Source organism: Micromonospora hortensis, assembly GCF_022230935.1.
Lineage (GTDB): Bacteria > Actinomycetota > Actinomycetes > Mycobacteriales > Micromonosporaceae > Micromonospora > Micromonospora hortensis.
The window spans coordinates 106997-120295 of the sequence record NZ_JAKKFE010000006.1 but is presented as its reverse complement, the minus strand read 5'-3'; the positions used below and the strand labels follow the sequence as shown (position 1 = coordinate 120295).

At 72.0% G+C, this 13299-nt stretch carries 18 protein-coding genes; 5 read left to right on the top strand and 13 right to left on the bottom strand.

Annotated features, from left to right (window positions below):
- Positions 1 to 15 precede the first annotated feature (15 nt).
- Together NIE111_RS04235 and NIE111_RS04230 are read right to left on the bottom strand one after the other, a co-directional pair.
- Positions 16 to 651: a hypothetical protein gene (locus NIE111_RS04235; protein ID WP_238683120.1), complete on the bottom strand. Its 636-nt coding sequence runs from the start codon at positions 649 to 651 to the stop codon at positions 16 to 18.
- Entirely contained in the window at positions 648 to 1223 is a 576-nt protein-coding gene (locus NIE111_RS04230) for a helix-turn-helix domain-containing protein (RefSeq protein WP_238683119.1), read from the bottom strand. Before NIE111_RS04230 ends, NIE111_RS04235 begins: the two co-directional genes overlap by 4 nt.
- 112 nt (positions 1224 to 1335) lie before the next feature.
- Here NIE111_RS04230 and NIE111_RS04225 point away from each other — a divergent pair, with 112 nt between their 5' ends.
- Positions 1336 to 2133, top strand: coding sequence for an alpha/beta fold hydrolase (locus NIE111_RS04225; RefSeq protein ID WP_238683118.1), 798 nt, complete (start codon positions 1336 to 1338; stop codon positions 2131 to 2133).
- A 24-nt stretch (positions 2134 to 2157) separates the two neighbouring features.
- Here the strand turns inward: NIE111_RS04225 and NIE111_RS04220 are convergent, their stop codons facing one another.
- The 4 genes from NIE111_RS04220 to NIE111_RS04205 form a co-directional block, all read right to left on the bottom strand.
- The gene (locus NIE111_RS04220) at positions 2158 to 3117 is read right to left on the bottom strand and encodes an asparaginase (RefSeq protein WP_238683117.1); all 960 of its coding nucleotides are present in this window, start codon (positions 3115 to 3117) and stop codon (positions 2158 to 2160) included.
- A gap of 93 nt (positions 3118 to 3210) precedes the next feature.
- A complete protein-coding gene (locus NIE111_RS04215; protein ID WP_210782456.1) occupies positions 3211 to 4038 on the bottom strand; it encodes a beta-keto acid cleavage family enzyme in 828 nt (275 codons plus the stop codon).
- 23 nt (positions 4039 to 4061) lie between these two features.
- Complete coding sequence (ygfZ, locus tag NIE111_RS04210; RefSeq protein ID WP_238683116.1) at positions 4062 to 5174, bottom strand: CAF17-like 4Fe-4S cluster assembly/insertion protein YgfZ; 1113 nt, start codon at positions 5172 to 5174, stop codon at positions 4062 to 4064.
- A complete protein-coding gene (locus NIE111_RS04205; RefSeq protein WP_238683115.1) occupies positions 5171 to 5599 on the bottom strand; it encodes a Fur family transcriptional regulator in 429 nt (142 codons plus the stop codon). The genes ygfZ and NIE111_RS04205 overlap by 4 nt, the downstream gene beginning before the upstream one ends.
- A gap of 69 nt (positions 5600 to 5668) precedes the next feature.
- Here NIE111_RS04205 and NIE111_RS04200 point away from each other — a divergent pair, with 69 nt between their 5' ends.
- On the top strand, positions 5669 to 6547 hold the full coding sequence (locus tag NIE111_RS04200; RefSeq protein WP_238683114.1) for an aminotransferase class IV: 879 nt from the start codon (positions 5669 to 5671) through the stop codon (positions 6545 to 6547).
- Positions 6548 to 6566: 19 nt separating this feature from the next.
- Here NIE111_RS04200 and NIE111_RS04195 read toward each other — a convergent pair whose 3' ends face one another.
- Positions 6567 to 7157 carry a heme-binding beta-barrel domain-containing protein gene (locus tag NIE111_RS04195; protein WP_238683146.1) on the bottom strand — a complete coding sequence of 197 codons (591 nt, stop codon included), beginning with the start codon at positions 7155 to 7157 and terminating at the stop codon, positions 6567 to 6569.
- Between the two features lie 2 nt (positions 7158 to 7159).
- Positions 7160 to 7264: a small membrane protein MtfM gene (mtfM, locus tag NIE111_RS31895; RefSeq protein ID WP_030327764.1), complete on the bottom strand. Its 105-nt coding sequence runs from the start codon at positions 7262 to 7264 to the stop codon at positions 7160 to 7162.
- 12 nt (positions 7265 to 7276) lie between these two features.
- Here mtfM and NIE111_RS04190 point away from each other — a divergent pair, with 12 nt between their 5' ends.
- The 3 genes from NIE111_RS04190 to NIE111_RS04180 all read left to right on the top strand — a co-directional run bounded on the left by NIE111_RS04190 (position 7277) and on the right by NIE111_RS04180 (position 10161).
- Positions 7277 to 7651, top strand: a complete 375-nt coding sequence (locus NIE111_RS04190) for a DsrE family protein (protein WP_124820325.1) — start codon at positions 7277 to 7279, stop codon at positions 7649 to 7651.
- A 78-nt stretch (positions 7652 to 7729) separates the two neighbouring features.
- Positions 7730 to 8110, top strand: coding sequence for an SCP2 sterol-binding domain-containing protein (locus NIE111_RS04185; protein WP_238683113.1), 381 nt, complete (start codon positions 7730 to 7732; stop codon positions 8108 to 8110).
- Positions 8107 to 10161, top strand: coding sequence for an amylo-alpha-1,6-glucosidase (locus tag NIE111_RS04180; protein ID WP_238683112.1), 2055 nt, complete (start codon positions 8107 to 8109; stop codon positions 10159 to 10161). The genes NIE111_RS04185 and NIE111_RS04180 overlap by 4 nt, the downstream gene beginning before the upstream one ends.
- A gap of 19 nt (positions 10162 to 10180) precedes the next feature.
- On the opposite strand, the gene NIE111_RS04175 is transcribed toward NIE111_RS04180, so the two are convergent.
- From NIE111_RS04175 to NIE111_RS32380, 5 genes are all read right to left on the bottom strand, one after another.
- On the bottom strand, positions 10181 to 11044 hold the full coding sequence (locus NIE111_RS04175) for a hypothetical protein (protein ID WP_238683111.1): 864 nt from the start codon (positions 11042 to 11044) through the stop codon (positions 10181 to 10183).
- 71 nt (positions 11045 to 11115) lie between these two features.
- Entirely contained in the window at positions 11116 to 11661 is a 546-nt protein-coding gene (locus NIE111_RS04170; RefSeq protein ID WP_238683110.1) for a winged helix-turn-helix domain-containing protein, read from the bottom strand.
- A 108-nt stretch (positions 11662 to 11769) separates the two neighbouring features.
- Positions 11770 to 12090 carry a DUF1416 domain-containing protein gene (locus NIE111_RS04165; RefSeq protein ID WP_238683109.1) on the bottom strand — a complete coding sequence of 107 codons (321 nt, stop codon included), beginning with the start codon at positions 12088 to 12090 and terminating at the stop codon, positions 11770 to 11772.
- A gap of 2 nt (positions 12091 to 12092) precedes the next feature.
- Positions 12093 to 12941, bottom strand: a complete 849-nt coding sequence (locus tag NIE111_RS04160) for a sulfurtransferase (protein ID WP_238683108.1) — start codon at positions 12939 to 12941, stop codon at positions 12093 to 12095.
- 206 nt (positions 12942 to 13147) lie between these two features.
- Positions 13148 to 13225 (bottom strand): Ms5788A family Cys-rich leader peptide, encoded by a 78-nt coding sequence (locus tag NIE111_RS32380; protein WP_310503780.1) that lies wholly within the window; start codon positions 13223 to 13225, stop codon positions 13148 to 13150.
- Positions 13226 to 13299 lie beyond the last annotated feature (74 nt).

The window sequence follows — 13299 nt, the reverse complement described above, 5'->3', positions numbered from 1 at the left end:
CGTGGACCCGACGGGCTACTCGGCGGCCGGGCGGGTCCGCTTGGTGGCCCGGGGAAGCTTCGCCGACGGGGTCTCGGCCGGCTTGGGGGCCTTCGGCGCGCGGGCGACCTTCTTGACCGCGGCCGGCTTGGCCTCGGCGATCTCCGCCACGTCGGCCGGGGTCGGCGCGTCAGCGGGGGCCGCGGCGGTGGGGGTGGTGACAGCCGCGGTGGTGGCCGGCGTCACGGCCTCGGTGGCCTCGATGTCGGCGTTGACGGTCTCGGCGGCCTCCAGCACGCCGGCACCGACGACCCGCTCGCCCCGGGCGACCAGCGCGCCGTACGCGGCGAACGCGCGCTCCTGGGCGACCTGGGCGCCCGCGACCACCAGGGCGGCGTTGCGGGTCGCGGCGGCGCGCAGCTTGTCGATGTCGGCCACTTCGCGCAGCTTCGCCAGGTCGGCGGTCTCGTTGGCGGTGCGCAGCGTCTCGGTGGCCTTCTGCTTCAGCTCGAAGCCGGTCAGCACAGCCCGGCCACCCAGGTCGGCGACGACCCGGGTGCTGAGGACGCCGACCACGGCCGGCAGCTTGCGCAGCTGCTCGATGGCCAGCTCACCGGCGCCGGCTGCGGCGTAGATCGGGGCGGGGATGCGGTTGGTCTTCGGCTCGCTCATGACGTCTCCTCTTCGGCCGCGTCGGCGGCCTTCTTCTTCTGGGGGATGCTGGTGCTGCCCGGGGCGGGGGCGGTGCCCGCCTCGGTGACGGCTACCGACTCGAGCACGGCCTCGGTCGGGGTGCCGCCCACTGTGGTGGGGCCGGTGGCGGCCACATTGGCCAGGTCGGCGGCCTGGCTGGCGGGCTGGTCGGCCTGCGTCGTCTCGGCTTCGGCCTGGGCCTCGGCCAGCCGGGTGTTCTCCCGGCGGAACGTCTCGTAGATCTGACTGAGCGACTGCTTCTGGGCCATCGTCAGGTCGGCGTCCACGGCGATGGCGGCGAGCACCCCGTGGCCTTCCTTGTCGTCGAGCAGACCGGCGCGCAGATACATCGCCGGCGTGGAGACCCGCAGTGCGCTCGCCAGTTGCTGGAGCACCTCGGCGCTGGGCTTGCGCAGACCGCGCTCGATCTGGCTGAGGTACGGGTTGCTGACCCCCGCCTGCTCGGCGAGCTGCCGTAGCGAGATCTTGGCGTTGCGCCGAAGATCGCGGATGAACCCGCCGACGTCGGGAAGGTCCTTGGGTGTGGCCATGGCAGCGACGCTAACCGCCCGCGCTAGCTTTTGCTAGCAAAACGCTAACCATAGTTAGCAAGGTCTCAGCGCCCCGTTTGCGCGCCGACCGACCGATCCGTACGGTCCGTCCGTGCACAAGATCACAGTCAATGGAGCAAGCATCGCGTACGACGAGGCCGGCACCGGTTCGCCCGTCGTCCTGCTGCACGCCGGAATCGCCGACCGGCGGATGTGGCGGGGGCAGGTGTCCGCGCTCGCCGCCCGGCACCGGGTGATCGTCCCGGACCTGCGCGGCTACGGAGACTCGGAGCTCCCGCCGACCCCGTTCGCGCACCACGACGACGTGGCCGGGCTGTTGGACGCGCTCGACCTGCCCCGGGCCGCCCTGGTCGGCTGCTCCTTCGGTGGGGCGGTCGCCATCGACACCGCGCTGGCCCACCCCGACCGGGTGAGCGCGCTCGCGCTGTTCGACACGGCGGTCTCCGGCAACGAGTGGTCCGACGAGGCGAACGACCTCTGGGACGGCCTGGTCGGCGAGGTCGACCCGGACGACTTCGTCGCCGGCGCGTCCGGTGAGGTGCGGTTCTGGGTGGTCGGCCCGCACCGCCAGCCGGAGGACGTCGACACCGAGCTGGTCGCGTTCGCGCAGGAGATGGACCAGCGTGCCCTCGCCGCCGAGCTGGCGCTCGGCGCGGTCGAGGTGGGAGAGCTGTCGCCACCGGCGATCGGTCGTCTCGGCGAGCTGAAGATCCCCGTCCTGGTCACCGCCGGTGCCGCGGACGTGCCGGACATCAGTCGGCTCGCCGACCGGATCGCCGCCGAGGTCCCCAACGCGGTACGACTGCCCGACGTGCCGGACGCCGCGCACCTGCTGCCGCTGGAGCGTCCAGAGCCGGTCAACGCCGCACTGCTCGACTTCCTGGGCTAGCCGCCACCGACGCCGCCGGCGGTGTCACCAGAGCGGGCGGACCGCCCCGACCGGGACCCCGCCACCGAAGAGCGGCACCTCGGCGTACTCGGTCAGCACCGGAGTGTCCACGCCGAGCCGGCGCAGCGCGGAGACCAGTACCGGCATCCGGGCCCGGTCGGCGCCGTCGTCGATCTTCAGTGCGACGGCGCCGACGCCCGGCAGCGCCACGGCGATCACACCCTCGGCACCGACCTTGGCCAGCAGCCCCGGGACGCCACGCATCAGCCGGGTGTCGTCGGCCTGGGTGCCGCCCACGATCTCCGGGTGGGCCCGCATCGCGTCGGCCACGGTGCGCGGCACCGAGCCGGGCTCCGCGTCGACCAGCCGCAGGTACGCCCCGGCCAGGCCGGTCAGCGACACCGCGAGGACCGGGGCGCCGCAACCGTCGACCCCCACGGCCGCCGCCTGCTCGCCGGTGAACTCCTCGATGGCGGCCCGCAACCGCTGCTGAAGGGGGTGCTCCGGCCGCCAGTAGCCCTCCCGCGACCAACCGGCGGCCTCGCAGGTCAGCAGCATCCCGCTGTGCTTGCCGGAGCAGTTCATCTGCACCCGGCTCGGGCCGCCACCGGCGCGAAGCACCGCCTCCCGGGCCGCGGCGCCCACCGGCAGGTCGGGCGGGCAGTGCAGCGCCGACGCGTCCAACCCGGCGCGCTCCAGCAGGGCATCGACCCGGGTCAGATGGAATTCCTCGCCCGCGTGACTCGCCGAGACCAGCGCCACGTCGGCCGGGTCGGTCAGGGCCAGGCCGGCCCGGAGCATCCCGATCGCCTGCATCGGCTTGCTCGCCGACCGGGGGAAGATCGGCGAGGACACGTCCCCGGCGGACGCCACAGCGATACCGGCGGCGTCCAGCACCACCACCGAGCCACGGTGCGCACCCTCCACGAACCCGGACCGGACCACCTCGGCGAGCGGCGCGCCGCCCTCGTACGTCTTCGTCACGCGCTGGACGGTACCGACGGTCCGGGGGTGCCCGGCGGCGGGGTGACCAGGAGGTCCACCGCCCGGGTGACAGGGGCGCGGGACAGACCCGGCCTACAGCCCGAGCAACTCGCGGGCCTCGGTGGTGGTCAGCGGCGGGCGCTGGGCGAGCTGGGCGAAACCCACAGCGCGGGCGACCAACTGCATGTTGGACTCCACCGGGCGGCCCTTCGCGTACGTCACGGTGTCCTCCATGCCAACCCGCAGGTGCCCGCCGGTCGACAGCGAGGCCAGCAGCACCGCGATGGTGCTCCGGCCGACGCCGGTGGCCGAGAAGGTGGTGCCCTCGGGCAGGTCCCGCAGCATCCGGTGGGCCGCGACAAGGGTCTCGGTGGTGCCCGGCATACCGCCCGGCACGCCCATCACGAAGTCGACGTGCACGTGCCCGCCGGCCGGCAGCCCGTACTTGCCGAGCAACCGCTGCAACGCGGACAGGTGGCCGAGGTCGAAGATCTCGTACTCCGGCACGATCCCGCGTTCCTGCATCCGGGTGTGCAGGTCGACGATGAACTCCCAGCGGTTGAGGAAGACGTCGTCGCCGAAGTTGACAGTGCCCATGGTGCAGGAGGCCATGTCCGGACGCGCGTCGAGCACGGCGAGCCGGGCGGCCTCCGGGTCGGTCACCGCACCACCGGAGGAGAGCTGCACGATCAGGTCGGTGCTCTCCCGCAGCGCCGCCACGGTGTCGGCCAGCCGCACCGGGTCGAGCGTCGGCCGGGCCTCGTCGTCGCGGATGTGGACGTGGATCACGGCGGCGCCGAGCGCCTCGCACTCCTTGGCGGTGAGCAGCAACTCGTCGAGGGTCACCGGCAGCGCCGGCACCTCCGCCTTGGCCGACTCAGCGCCGGTCGGGGCCACCGTGATCAACGTCCCTGTCGTCATGCCGGCGATCCTAGACGGCCCGCTCAGGACGGGTCGATCGCCGCTGCGGTCTCGCCGATCAGCAACGCGGCGTCATCGGAGACGTTCCGCTTCAACACCGCGAGCGCGACCTGGCCCAGCTCGTGGTGCAGCACTGCGGTGCCGACGAAGCCGACCGTCCGGCCGTCGAGGGTCACCGGCGTACCGGCCGCCGGCGGCTGGTCGGTGGTCACCCCGTCCAGATGCAGCAGTACGAGGCGACGCGGCGGCCGGCCCATGTTGTGCACCCGCGCCACAGTCTCCTGCCCCCGGTAGCAACCCTTGTCCAGATGCACCGCCGGGGCGATCAGGTCGACCTCGGCCGGAATGGTCCGGTGGTCGGTGTCCACCCCGACGCGGGGCTGCCGGGCGGCCACCCGGATCGCCTCGTACGCCCACAGCCCCGCGACCGGCACACCGGCGCCGCGCAGCTCCGCCACCACCTGATCCATCGCCGACCGGGGCACCAGCAGATCCACCCCGAGCGGACCACGGCGGGCCCAGCCGCCGATCGGCAGCGGTCGTACGTCGTACCGAGCGCTCGCCCGAAGTGGCACGGCACCGTGCGGGAACTTCGGACCCGGCACCGCTACCACGTCCGGTGCGGCGAGCCCGGTCACGCCGAGCGTGCCGAGCGCCTCCATGGCCGCCGGCCCGACCAGCGACAACAGCGCGCGCTCGGCCGTCGCGTCGCGTGGTTCGACCTTGCTGAAGAACCGCATCTTCTCCAGGTAGGTCAGCAGGCCCTGGGTCGCGCCGGGCTCGGTGTCCAGCCAGGTGGTCTCGCCGTCCTCAGCGACCATGGCGTGCTGCTCGATGTGGCCGTGCGGGGACAGCACCAGCAACTCGGTGCCCTCACCCGCGGCGAGGGCGCTCAGGTGCTGCGAGGTGACGGTGTGCAGCCAACTGGCCCGTTCTTCTCCGGCCACCGCGATGACCCCTCGATGCGACCGGTCGACCAGACCGACAGCGGTGTCGAGCGTGCGCTGCTCGCGCAGCGGGTCGCCGTAGTGCGCGGCCACACCCCGCACCCCGGCCGCTACATGCGCCGGATCCGGTTGGTCACGGCTGGCCTCGTCGATGCCCTCGACGGCCACCGCACCCGCGATGTCGATCATTTTTGGTCCCCGTTCTCGCAGCGTGCGCAGACGCCGAAGAGTGACACGTGCCCGATGTCCACCCGGAACCCGCGCTGCGCGGCCAACTGGTCGGCGAGGGGGCGGAGCAGCTCCGGATCGATCTCGTCGATCGCGCCACACTCCCGGCAGACCAGGTGGACGTGTTGGTGTTCACCGGCGGCGTGATAGGTCGGTGAGCCGTGCGACAGGTGCGTGTGGGTGACCAGACCGAGCCGTTCCAGCAGCTCAAGCGTGCGGTAGATGGTGGTGATGTTGACGCCGGCGGCGACCTCCCGGACCGCGGTGTGCACCTGCTCCGGGGTGGCGTGGCCCAGATCGAGCACCGCCTGGAGGACGAGCTGCCGCTGGGCCGTCAGCCGCAGCCCACGGGCCCGCAGCATTTCCGCGAGGGAGGATTCGGACACCGTCCGATCATAGTTCGGCCACCAGGCTGTTCCCCGCACCGCGATCGATCACCGCTACGCTCGACGGTCATGGTGAGGTCGTCCGTCGGGAAGGTCGCGGCCGACCCGACCGCGCGGATCGCCGTCCTGGGGCGTGGCCCGGTGCCGCCCGGCGACCCGGTGCTCCGCGGTGACGACCTCGGGGTGCTGCACGGCGATGGCCTCTTCGAGACCATGCACCTGCGCGACGGCCGGCCGTGGCTGCGCGACGAACACCTGGCCCGCCTCGCCACGGCGGCGGCCGCCGTCGAGCTGTCAGTGCCCCCCGCCAGCGCGCTGATCGACCTGCTGGACCAGGTGCGGACAGGCTGGCCAGAGGCTGTGGAAGGGGCACTTCGGCTGGTCTGCACCCGAGGCCCGGAGGCCGGCGGTCCGCCCACCATCTACGCAACGCTGGCCCCGGTGCCGGCGGCTACCCGGGCCGCCCGGCGGGACGGAATCACTGTGGCCACCCTGCCGCTGGGGCTGCCCGCCGCCGCCCGCAGCGGGCTGAGCTGGCTGCCGGCCGGCATCAAGTCCACGTCGTACGCGGTCAACAGCGCCGCCCGCCGCTGGGCCCGCCGGGCCGGCGTGGACGACGTGCTCTGGATCTCCTCCGACGGGTACGCGCTGGAGGGCCCCACCGCCAATGTGGTGTGGCTCACCGACGGCATGCTCTGCACGGTGCCGGCCGCCAGCACCGGCATCCTCGCCGGCACCACAGCGGCCTGGCTGCTCGCCCACGCGAGCGAGCTGGGCCTGAGCGCCGCCGAACGGATGGTCAGCACCGCCGAACTGCACGCGGCGGACGGCGTGTGGTTCACCTCGTCACTGCGCGGAGCCGCCGAGGTCCACACGCTGGACGGGGTACGGCGGGCTCACTGCCCGCGTACCCCAGCCCTACAGGCAGTGCTGGGTTTCCCCATCTAGCCGGCGCCGACCGTCGAGGTCAGCCGCCGACCCGGACGAGTCGGGCGGAGAGGTGCGGGCTGAGCCCGTGCCCCATGGCAGCCATTTCCTGGGCGTAGAGCAGCGCACCCTCGACGATGCCGAAGAGCCGGTGCCCACCGGTGACCTCCTTGGCGGTCGGAGTCCGGATCACCGCGTCGGTGGCGAACTCGAGCTGCGTGCCGGTGCGCTTGCCCAGGTGCAGCTCCATCACCCCGGTCGGGGTGGTCAGCAGCGCCTCCAGCTCGTCGGTCGCCCGCCCATCCACCAGCACCGGCCGCCACCAGCCCACCTCGCGGCCGGCCGGACGGACCGGCTTGCTCTCCTCGTCGAGGATCCACGCACGCGACTCGTAGTGCAGGAACGGTCGGCCGTCGTGGCTGATCCGGATCTCCTGCGCGTAGTCGAAATCGTCGATGGTGGGGAAACCGCCCTTGCCCCGGCCGCGCCACAGACCGACGTACGGCAGCAGGGCATCCAGCGCGGGGTGCAGCTTCGGCCCGACCCGCAGGTCGTGGCTCTCCTCGAACGGGTACTCCTCGACCGGCGGCGCGTTCAGCCACGGCGGCTGCAGCGGGTTCTCGCTCACCAGCGTCACCAACGTCCTCTCGAAATGCGTACGGCAAGGTAGACCAGGCCACCGGCGAGCCCGCCCAGGCCAGCGACCAGCAGGCTGACAAACCCGATCTCGGTAACCATCCCGGCCATCCTATGCTGGGCCACATGGCCCGCAATCTCGTCGTCAAGGCCACCGCAGGGGCGGACGCCCCGGAGCGGTGCGCGCAGGCATTCACCGTCGCCGCGACGGCCGTAGCGGCCGGGGTGGACGTCTCGCTCTGGCTGACCGGTGAGTCCACCTGGTTCGCGCTGCCCGGTCGCGCCCAACAGTTCGACCTGCCGCACTCCGCGCCCCTGGCCGAGCTGTTGCACGTCATCCTGACCAGCGGTCGGGTGACCGCGTGCACCCAGTGCGCGGCCCGACGGGAGATCGGCCCGGACGACGTGCTGCCCGGGGTCCGGATCGCCGGTGCCGCGGTCTTCGTCGAGGAGGCGTTGGCCGAGGGCGCGCAGGCACTCGTCTACTGACCCACGGCGGCTGTGGGTCCATCCGAGCGGAGTGCCGATACCGACCCGACATCTCGGACGGCTGCCTACGATTCGGATGTGACCGAGGCGGCGGAGAGGTTCTTCGAGGCACTGCCGTCGCGCGCCGCCGAGGTCCTGGGCGGCCTGGCCGACGGCACCCTCCAGATCGACCTCGGCGAGGACCACCGCACCGAACACTGGCGGGTCCGGATGCGGCCCGGGTCGGTGCAGGTCAGCCGGGGACGTGGCCCGGCCGACGCGATCTGGTACAGCAGCGCGGCCCTCTTCGAGAGGCTGATCACCGGTGAGGCCCAGGGGGTCGCGGCGGTGCTGCGCAACGAGAGCACGTTCAGCGGGAACGTGGTGCTCTTCCTCGCCTTCCGTCGGTTCTTTCCGAACCCGCCCGGCACCCGCGACCCCCGCGAAACGGCCCGTCGAGCAGCCGGGCGACTTCGGTGAAGGACCTCGTCAGCATTCTGGACGGCAACACCTTCCTGGTCAGCGACCGGCGCGGGGACATCGAACCGTCCTACGACTTCCCCACCGGGTTGTTCTCCTTCGACACCCGCTTCCTGTCCACGTGGGTGCTCACACTGGACGGCGAACGGCTGCACGCCCTCTCCGTCGACGATGCCGAGTCGTACCGCACCAGGTTCTTCCTCGCCCCGGGCGAACCCACGCACTATCTGGACGCCAAGGCGTCGGTGATCCGCAGCCGGGCGATCGTGGGCAGCTTCGAGGAGGAGCTGACAGTGCTGAACCACCTCGGCGCGGAGGTCGAGTACACCCTCCGGATCGAGGTCGGGGCCGACTTCGCCGACCTGTTCGAGATCAAGAACTCTCGGCAGAAGCGGGGCCGCACCACAGTCACCGTCGCCGAGAACGAGCTGCGGCTGACCTACCGGCGGGAGGCGTTCCACCGGGAGATGGTGGTCAGCAGCACCGCGCCGGCGCAGGTCGACGACACCGGATTGACCTTCCGGATCCGGGTAGCCCGCAACGACAGCTGGACCACCCGGCTGCACGTGTCCAGTGTCGTCTTCGGTGCCCGGGGCGAGGACATCCGGGCCACCCTCCCGTACGGCGGCAGTCGCAGCGCGACCGCCATCCGGGCCGAGCAGCAGGAGCTGATCGACCGGGCGCCGAAGCTCGGCTGCGACTGCGAGCCGCTGGCCGGGGCGTACCGGCGCAGCCTCAACGACCTGGCCGCGCTGCGCTACGAGTCGATCGCCCTGGGCGTACGGCTGATCGCCGCAGGACTTCCCTGGTTCATGACCCTGTTCGGCCGGGACAGCATCATCACCTCGTTGCAGGTGCTGCCGTTCCTGCCGGAGCTGGTCCCGCCGACCATCCTGATGCTGGCCGGACTTCAGGGGCAGCGGGTGGACGACTTCCGAGACGAGGAACCCGGCAAGATCCTGCACGAGCTGCGGTACGGGGAGACCGCCGGCTTCGAGGAGCAGCCACACTCGCCGTACTACGGGTCGGCCGACTCGACGCCCCTGTTCATCATCCTGCTCGACGAGTACGAGCGGTGGACCGGGGACGCCGCACTCGTCCGCAAACTGGAGTCGCAGGTCCGCGCGGCGCTGAAGTGGATCGACACCTACGGTGACCTGCTCGGCACCGGCTACCTCTGGTACCAGACCCGCAACCCGGAGACCGGCCTGCAGAACCAGTGCTGGAAGGACTCCTGGGACGCCATCTCGTACGCCGACGGTCAACTGCCCGGCTTCCCCCGGGCCACCTGCGAGCTGCAGGGTTACGCCTACGACGCGAAGATCCGGGCCGCCCGGATGGCCCGGACCTTCTGGAACGACCCGGAGTTCGCCGACGAGCTGGAGCGGCAGGCCGCCGACCTCAAACGGCGGTTCGACAGCGACTTCTGGATCGCCGACCGCGAGTACTACGCGCTCGCGTTGGACGCCGACGGCCGGCAGGTGGACGCGCTGACCTCGAACATCGGGCACCTGCTGTGGAGCGGCATCGTGGACGAGTCGCGCGCCGGCAAGGTGGTCGAGCACCTGCTCGGGCCACGACTGTTCTCCGGCTGGGGAGTGCGGACGCTCGCCGCGGACGAGGGACGGTACAACCCGATCGGTTACCACGTGGGCACCGTCTGGCCGTTCGACAACTCGATCATCGCCTGGGGGTTGTGGCGGTACGGCTTCCGGGAGGAGGCGGGGTTGCTCTGCGACACGATGCTTGCCGCGTCCCAGTACTTCGAGGGTCGGCTGCCGGAGGCGTTCGCCGGCTACGCCCGGGACCTCACCGACTACCCGGTGGAGTACCCGACCGCGTGCAGCCCGCAGGCCTGGTCGACCGGCACCCCGCTGCTGCTGCTGCGGGTGATGCTGGGGTTGGAGCCACAGGGTGAGCACCTGATCATCGACCCGGCCGTGCCACCCGGGATGGGCCGGGTCGAGCTGCTGGACATCCCCGGCCGGTGGGGCATGGTCGACGCGTTGGGCCGCAGCCGCGACCCGGAGGACCAGCCGGGCGACGGTTGACCCGAGCGGGCTGCCCGCTTCAGCTCGGGCAGCCGACGGTGGCGGCCAGTCGGGTGGCGTCCGGGCTGATCTCGGCCAGCACCGTGACGGCACCGCTGCGGTACGCGTACACCGGGGGTTGGTCCAGCAGTGGGGCGTTGCCGGCCAGCGGGGCGAGCGCGGCCGTCGAGGCCGCCGGGCCGGAACCGTTCGCGGACCACGCGGTACGGGCGAGCCCGCCGCCCGGGCAGGGGGCGGTGACCTGCTCCGACGTGGCGTCACCCGGGCGGTCGAGGGCCGTCAGCGCGGCGGTCAGCGCGGCGGCCTCCGGGCCGGCAGCGGTGGCCGGGGACGGCGTGTAGCCGGCGCCGACCGGTCGGCAACCGGTGTCGACGACCAGTCGCACCCGGCCGTCGACCGTCGGCCGGCCCTCGACGGCCACGAAGTCTCCGGCGTCGGCGCGCAGCTCGGGGCCGTCCACCCCGGGCCGGACCCCGGCCCGCCAGCTCGCCGGCAGCCGCTCGGCGATGCCGACCAGGACGGCCCGCTCGTCACCGGTGGCAGCGAGCACCCCGACCTCGCGCCGCAGCCTCGCCCCATCGGCGAACGGGGTGACCCGGCAGCCGGACGCGATCCGCGCCGGCCCCAGTTCCAGCAGCCCGGCGGCACCGGCCGCACCAGCCAACTCGCCGACCGCCCGGTCGACCACCGGCCCGGCCTGATCGAGGGAACGCTGTTCGCGCACGGTCGGCGGGTCGTTCCGCACCGATATCCAGGTGAGCCCGGCCAGCAGCACGGCCCAGGCCACTGTCACGGCCAGCAGCCAACGTCGCCGCGACCGGGCCGGTGTCGGCGCGGCGGGGCCGGTCGAAGAGGCCCAACCCGTCTGCACAGCACCGCTCACCCGGCCATGGTGTCACGCGCCCGCCGCCGGGCCGGCAGCGGAGGCGGTCGCCCTGGTGGAGCGACAGCGGGTCAGTGGTGGTTTCGCCGGGGCGGCGGGTCGAGTCGGTAGCCGATCCCCCGCACGGTGTGCACCTGCGGGCCGCCCGGCAGGCTCCGCAGCCTGCGACGAAGCCGTCTGATGGTGGATTGCAGCGCTGCGGTGTCCGCGCCACCCAGCGCGGAGACGCAGAGCCGTTCGTAGCTCCACACCGCAAGCGGTGGGCCGACGAGCAGGGTGAGCAACTCCCGTTCGGTGGGGGTCAGCGGGAGCACCTCGCCACGCCAGGTGACCCGCTGTCCGACCCGGTCGACGACCAGTTCACCCCACGTCACCAGGCCGCGCGCCTCGGCGAGTGGAAGGACTGTGGGACTGACCGGCGTCGGACCGGTCGGCGACGACAACAGCTCGCGTAGCTCGGTCAGATCCGAACAGCTGAGCACCGGGGCGCGCCCGTCGAGTTGGCTCAGCACCCGCTCCCGCAGCGATGTGTCCGTGCCCACGCAGAGAACGATGGGGACCGCTTCGTCGGACCCGCCGCTTTCATCCCTGAAATGCACTAGTAGATAGTGACGCATGCCGATGGATTTCGGCACCCGTCCCGGCGTGCCGGCGCGCTGCGAAGAGACGACCGGGGCCGGCCACCCCCGTGAGGGTGACCGGCCCCGGTCGATCAGAGCAGTGGGTCAGGCGACGGTGACGGCAACCTCGTTGACGCCTCGGCCGGCAGTCACAGCGGTGTCGCCGTTGCCGTGCCGGGACAACGCCCGCAGCGTCCAGGACCCCGGCGCGGCGAAGAACCGGAACTGCCCGGCGGCCGAGGTGACCACCTCGGCGGTGAACTCACCTGTCGAGTCGAGCAGCCGGACGTACGCGCCGGGCACCGGCTCCGCCTCGGTTGAGCGGACGACGCCGGTGATGACGGTTTCCTTCTCCAGGTCCAGGCTGGCCGGCAGCGGCGCGGCCTGGTCCGGTGCGGCGCAACCCGCGGCGGTGGGAAGAGTCATGATCAGGCCTCCCCGGGTTCGTCGCCGAGAGCGACCGGCACACCGACCAGCGAGCCGTACTCGGTCCAGGAACCGTCGTAGTTCTTGACGTTGCGGTGACCCAGCAGCTCCTGCAGCACGAACCAGGTGTGCGAGGAGCGCTCACCGATCCGGCAGTACGCGATGGTCTCCTTGCCGTCGTCGAGCCCCGCGTCGCCGTAGATCTTGCGCAGCTCGTTGTCGGACCGGAAGGTGCCGTCCTCGTTGGCCGCCTTGGACCACGGAACGCTGATCGCGGTGGGGATGTGGCCGGCCCGCTGCGCCTGCTCCTGCGGCAGGTGGGCGGGGGCGAGCAGGCGACCGGCGAACTCGTCGGGGCTGCGCACGTCGACCAGGTTCTTGGTGCCGATCGCGGCGACGACCTCGTCGCGGAAGGCCCGGATGGAGGTGTCCGGCTCCTGCGCGACGTACTGCGTCGCCGGGCGGGACACCGCGTCGGTGACGAGCGGGCGGGCGTCAAGCTCCCACTTCTTGCGACCGCCGTCGAGCAGCTTCACGTCACGGTGGCCGTAGAGCTTGAAGTACCAGTAGGCGTACGCGGCGAACCAGTTGTTGTTGCCGCCGTACAGGATGACGGTGTCGTCGTTGCTGATGCCCCGCTCGGAGAGCAGCGCCTCGAACTGCGTCTTGTTGACGAAGTCCCGGCGGACCTGGTCCTGGAGGTCGGTCCTCCAGTCAATCTTGATGGCGCCGGCGATGTGGCCGGTCTCGTAGGCCGAGGTGTCCTCGTCGACCTCGACGAAGACGACGCCCGGGGCGTCGAGGTTCTTCTCGGCCCACTCGGCCGAAACGAGTGCGGTGTCGCGACTCATCGAATCACTCCCTGGTGAGGATGGATGGTGAGCCAACGCGCGCGAATCGATGTGTGTAACTGTCGCACCACGCGCGGGACCCAGCGGAAGGACGGGATCACGGGTTCGTGCGACGGCGCCGCTGCCGGGCGTTCGGTGGGATAACCGGAGGGTGTGAGAACCCTGTGCCGGTGGCCGCCGTCAGGCGGCCGGAGACAGCCCCGCCGTCAGATGACGGGGCGACACAGGCAGGTGGCCACGCGGCACAGGTCGACCGCGCGCCGTTTGGTGAGGTGGGTCCCCATGGTCAGGGAGCGTACCAGCCAGTGACCGTGCTGCCACTGGGCCGACCACCATCCGGGATCGTTCGGGCCGCCGA

Bases quoted from the DNA above. Each gene is read 5' to 3' on its own strand.
- NIE111_RS04160 (WP_238683108.1), bottom strand. From the start codon at position 12,941: ATGAGTCGCGACACCGCACTCGTTTCGGCCGAGTGGGCCGAGAAGAAC.
- NIE111_RS04215 (WP_210782456.1), bottom strand. From the start codon at position 4,038: ATGACGACAGGGACGTTGATCACGGTGGCCCCGACCGGCGCTGAGTCG.
- NIE111_RS04235 (WP_238683120.1), bottom strand. From the start codon at position 651: ATGAGCGAGCCGAAGACCAACCGCATCCCCGCCCCGATCTACGCCGCA.
- mtfM (WP_030327764.1), bottom strand. From the start codon at position 7,264: ATGGTTACCGAGATCGGGTTTGTCAGCCTGCTGGTCGCTGGCCTGGGC.
- NIE111_RS04170 (WP_238683110.1), bottom strand. From the start codon at position 11,661: ATGCGTCACTATCTACTAGTGCATTTCAGGGATGAAAGCGGCGGGTCC.
- NIE111_RS32380 (WP_310503780.1), bottom strand. From the start codon at position 13,225: ATGGGGACCCACCTCACCAAACGGCGCGCGGTCGACCTGTGCCGCGTG.
- NIE111_RS04230 (WP_238683119.1), bottom strand. From the start codon at position 1,223: ATGGCCACACCCAAGGACCTTCCCGACGTCGGCGGGTTCATCCGCGAT.
- NIE111_RS04165 (WP_238683109.1), bottom strand. From the start codon at position 12,090: ATGACTCTTCCCACCGCCGCGGGTTGCGCCGCACCGGACCAGGCCGCG.
- ygfZ (WP_238683116.1), bottom strand. From the start codon at position 5,174: ATGATCGACATCGCGGGTGCGGTGGCCGTCGAGGGCATCGACGAGGCC.
- NIE111_RS04200 (WP_238683114.1), top strand. From the start codon at position 5,669: ATGGTGAGGTCGTCCGTCGGGAAGGTCGCGGCCGACCCGACCGCGCGG.
- NIE111_RS04190 (WP_124820325.1), top strand. From the start codon at position 7,277: ATGCTGGGCCACATGGCCCGCAATCTCGTCGTCAAGGCCACCGCAGGG.